The organism is Effusibacillus pohliae DSM 22757 (assembly GCF_000376225.1).
Lineage (GTDB): Bacteria > Bacillota > Bacilli > Tumebacillales > Effusibacillaceae > Effusibacillus > Effusibacillus pohliae.
The window spans coordinates 1-3,852 of record NZ_AQXL01000049.1 but is presented as its reverse complement, the minus strand read 5'-3'; the positions used below and the strand labels follow the sequence as shown (position 1 = coordinate 3,852).

Sequence of the window (3,852 nt, the reverse complement as noted above, 5' to 3'; positions counted from 1 at the left end):
CACGGTGGCTTCGTCGTCAATTGTGGACGACGGATTTTACACCACTACCTGAGACTTTAACCCTTCTGCCGTCAGACATTATTGCGACTCGAAAAGATTGCGATTCAAGAAACTGATGGAGGAAATAGCGTTGTTCTGAACCGGCAAACAAGAAGAAGGGAGATGCATCCCTGGGTTGTTGCTTATCAGGCAGATCTCCGGTCGAAGGGCAGAAAAGGGAACAGTGTTCGGGGGCAGGGATATATTGCACAGGACTTTATGGATTGGTTGGGAACCTTGCCTAAATTTCAATCCTCAGAAGTTTCTGCGATCAGTTTGTATGCTTTGACGTACCATGACGTTTCCGATTATCTGAAGGTACTCAAGCGGAAAGTTCTCAGTGGGGAAACAACGGAAAATTCGGCCTCCCATACAAGCACAATCACCTTATCGTTTCTGAGGTTCTGTAGGAAACGATTCGGACTCCAAGACGTCGTTCGGGATCTTACGGGTCTTCCTCAAGGCGAGACAATTGATTGGTGGATTCCTGCTCCACATCAAATCAAGCACTTTTTTGAGGTTGTGATGGAATATTCCCCCATGCCCGAAATGCACTTTTGTCTGTTTGGAACGATGTATTTGTTGGGGTTGAGGCCGGGAGAGGCATTGGGATTTCAGTGGGAAGGTGTGGATGTAGAGGGAGGGGAAATTGAGTTTCTTGCGAAAGGCGGGAAATGGAATCGTATGCCATTGATTGGTCCATTAAAGGATTCGTTCAAGGATCTGCAAAAGCTCCAAGGGAAGAATACGGGAGACGTTTTTACCACTTGCTCCGGGGAAAAAATGTCTAACCGTTATATGCACATGGTTTTCCGGATGTTTGCAACGATCTCGGGTTGGCCGCATGATTCGTTTCCTCGTGTATTTCGACATGCTTTCTGCACGCACTTGCTTCTCGAAACCGGTGATTATCTCCGTGTGAATCGATTGGCGAGACATAGTAAGTTGAATACAACGGAACGGTATGTGCATGTCACGCAGCAGCATTACCAGGATGCCGCAGACATAATCCAAAAAACTTTACGCTTGCCATCATCGATTGGAGGTGATTTCGATGCCGATTCCTGTACCGCAGCATATTGCTAGTGCAAACAGGCTTCTGGACCAGCTATTGGCGCAATTGGGACCGGAGGGGCTGGCCGTTGAGTTGCATCGTCGGGGATTAATGTCTTCCATGGGGCAGAAAAGTGTGGAACCCTGCTCCATGGAACGGGCCTTGTTTGAATTCGAGGAACAGGTACGTTTGACTTCTTCGATGGAGACCCGGAAAACGTACCTGAATGAAATTGAGCAGTTTCAACGATTTGTGGAAAACAAAGGAATGCTTGGACGGGATGTGGATGAAGTGTTGATTGAACATTTCATTGGGGACTATTTGTCCATGGAGCACTATGCACCGGCCACCCGCAACAAAAAAATCAGTGTGTTGCGCAAGTTCTGGAAAGAGGCGCTAAGACAAAACTGGATCAACAAAGAGATCCCTGACCTACTCAAAACTGAACGGGTTGACCAGAAGATACCAAAGGCGTTAAGTGAGACGGCGGTAACAGAAATTCTGGAATGGGCCCGTCAAACCAAATACGGGGTTAAGTATTTCGTATTGATCTCCACGACGCTTGGCACAGGGTGCCGCATTGGAGAGGTTGTGAATATTCGGATACGGGATATCGATTGGGAAGGACGTAAGGCCATTGTCTTTGGAAAATACCACCGGGAAGGAAGGCCTGTTTGGCTCGGAAAGGAATTGACCTCGCTATTACGGGAATATGTGACATTTTTGTACGGTGAGGATGCGATCCATAGCCCACAGAAGCAAAACCTGTTTCTTTTTTCAGCAACCGGCGGAATGGAGCCTTTGTGCAAAAATTCCGTTGGGGAAACATTCAAACGCATCGTCACGAAAATGAGAACGATTTCGGAAGACGAGAAAGCCCATATTTCTTTCCATTGTCTACGCCACACCTATGCCACGAATGGAATGTTGACCGGAGTCGACTTGTACACTCTGAGCAAGTTGCTTGGCCACCGACATGTCAGCACGACAGAAATTTACCTTTCTGTTGGGGATTACCATTTACAACAAGCAGCCGAAAAAGCGCAGGGGAACTTGAAGCTGCATTGGGGGTGATAGGATGCTTGAACGAACACACTACTACAAGCTGTGGTGCGAACGGATTCGTGTACGACCGACCACGCTGGAACGGTACAAGCGTGAATTGTCTATATTCGACCGTTTTCTCACCGATATCAAAGGGATTCAGGAAGGGGATTTTGACATTGATAACTTCTATATCGATGCCTTGGGCAGAACCTACCCGATGGATCGGGAGATCATTGAGGAGTTTGTGGAGTATCTTGAGGACGAATATGCAGATCGTCCATCCGTCCCGCAGAACTGTTTCAGCGCCGTAAAAAGCTTTTTCTCGACCTTAAAGAAAAATGGAATCATACAAGTGGACCCTACCCTTAATGCTACAGGTCCCAAATTTTATCACAGCCAGCGGCGAATCAGTTTGACGCATGAGGAGCTGCAAAAGCTGGTCGAAGCAGCCGAACGAAAAGATCCTTTTACCAAGAGGTTTGTTGCGTTGGTTCTTGTGATGGCTCACGCCGGACTGCGGAATCGGGAAGTACGCTTTTTGACTCGGGATCGTGTTGACTTTTTTCATAACTTGCTGATCATCGATAAGGGGCAAAAACGGGCACCTGGTACGGTTCAAATGTCCCCCTTGTTGCACGCAACATTGAAAATCTATCTTGATCACGACTGGTGGAAGAGACTGGCATCCAAGAGTGGAGCGCAATATGTATTTATGGCCGAACGGGGAGAGATGATCAAACTTGAACAACTGATTGCGATCGTGAAAAAATTGGCAAATGAAGCGGGAATTGCAAAGAGTGTGACCCCCCATGTACTGCGTTATACAGCAGCCACCGAGATGTATCGATCGGGTGTTCATCCAGCCATTATACGCCGACATTTGCGCCATAAAAACGAAAATACGACTCTGCGGTATATTCACCCTACCTCGAAGGAAGATCGGGAAGCATTGGAAAACTTCTCGATGAAAGGGGTTTTGGAAGGGGTTTGTGCGGCATTTAAGAGGGACATTAAGGGGAGAGCATCACTGAAGAGATCATAAACCACAATGTGGGTGTTAAGTTCTGTCATCCTACTCCGTATGCACAAGGAGCAGGATGACAGCCCGGATGGGGAAAAGGGATCAGTCCCCTCTCTTAATCAAGCGGTTAGAGCCAAGTGAACATCTATACGTGCAAACTCCCGTAAGCACTGGATCGTGTTGAAGTCATAAACACAAACCCCTTTCTCGATGCCGGGAGTTAGGACCGTCACGTCATGTTGGGAAAGCCACATAAGATTGTGAAGAATCTCCGATTGAACGGAACCCAATTGGCGAAGGCTGGGCATGAGCAAAAACCGGATGTCTTGATTCCACTTGATGACTCCCCGAAGCTCTGGCCACGAGAAACCGATTAATTCTCCTTCCACCTGAAACCCCCAAGTTTCACTGCTGTCACGAAGATACATCCATTCGACTTCGGAACCAGTTTTGTCAAGCCAAATTGAACATTTATCCATGATCATCATCCTTTCTTTTTGGTCTATAAACACAATATAAAAATTCAAAGACAAAACTCAAATTTTACAGAGAGAAAATTGTAGAGATGTTTTTTCCGGGTAACAGGATCTGAAGAGAGGGCTCCCGGCGTACATAGAACGGTGTGCAAATGAAGACCCGAGTAGGAATCATGCAAGAGATTTGGGATGGATCGGCAACACACTTTCCTATC

The 3,852-nt window shown here is 47.0% G+C and carries 4 protein-coding genes; 3 read left to right on the top strand and 1 reads right to left on the bottom strand.

Annotated elements, in window-relative coordinates; translation table 11 throughout:
- The first annotated feature begins 162 nt into the window (after positions 1–162).
- The 3 genes from C230_RS0100760 to C230_RS0100750 are packed head-to-tail and all read left to right on the top strand — an operon-like array spanning position 163 to position 3,182.
- Complete coding sequence (locus C230_RS0100760; RefSeq protein WP_018130177.1) at positions 163–1,125, top strand: tyrosine-type recombinase/integrase; 963 nt, start codon at positions 163–165, stop codon at positions 1,123–1,125.
- Positions 1,094–2,167 (top strand): tyrosine-type recombinase/integrase, encoded by a 1,074-nt coding sequence (locus tag C230_RS0100755; protein ID WP_018130176.1) that lies wholly within the window; start codon positions 1,094–1,096, stop codon positions 2,165–2,167. Before C230_RS0100760 ends, C230_RS0100755 begins: the two co-directional genes overlap by 32 nt.
- Before the next feature lie 4 nt (positions 2,168–2,171).
- The gene (locus C230_RS0100750) at positions 2,172–3,182 is read left to right on the top strand and encodes a tyrosine-type recombinase/integrase (RefSeq protein WP_018130175.1); all 1,011 of its coding nucleotides are present in this window, start codon (positions 2,172–2,174) and stop codon (positions 3,180–3,182) included.
- Between the two features lie 98 nt (positions 3,183–3,280).
- Here the strand turns inward: C230_RS0100750 and C230_RS0100745 are convergent, their stop codons facing one another.
- Positions 3,281–3,640 carry a hypothetical protein gene (locus tag C230_RS0100745; protein WP_018130174.1) on the bottom strand — a complete coding sequence of 120 codons (360 nt, stop codon included), beginning with the start codon at positions 3,638–3,640 and terminating at the stop codon, positions 3,281–3,283.
- Between the last annotated feature and the right edge of the window lie 212 nt (positions 3,641–3,852).

Bases quoted from the DNA above. Each gene is read 5' to 3' on its own strand.
- C230_RS0100760 (WP_018130177.1), top strand. From the start codon at position 163: ATGCATCCCTGGGTTGTTGCTTATCAGGCAGATCTCCGGTCGAAGGGC.
- C230_RS0100750 (WP_018130175.1), top strand. From the start codon at position 2,172: ATGCTTGAACGAACACACTACTACAAGCTGTGGTGCGAACGGATTCGT.
- C230_RS0100745 (WP_018130174.1), bottom strand. From the start codon at position 3,640: ATGGATAAATGTTCAATTTGGCTTGACAAAACTGGTTCCGAAGTCGAA.
- C230_RS0100755 (WP_018130176.1), top strand. From the start codon at position 1,094: ATGCCGATTCCTGTACCGCAGCATATTGCTAGTGCAAACAGGCTTCTG.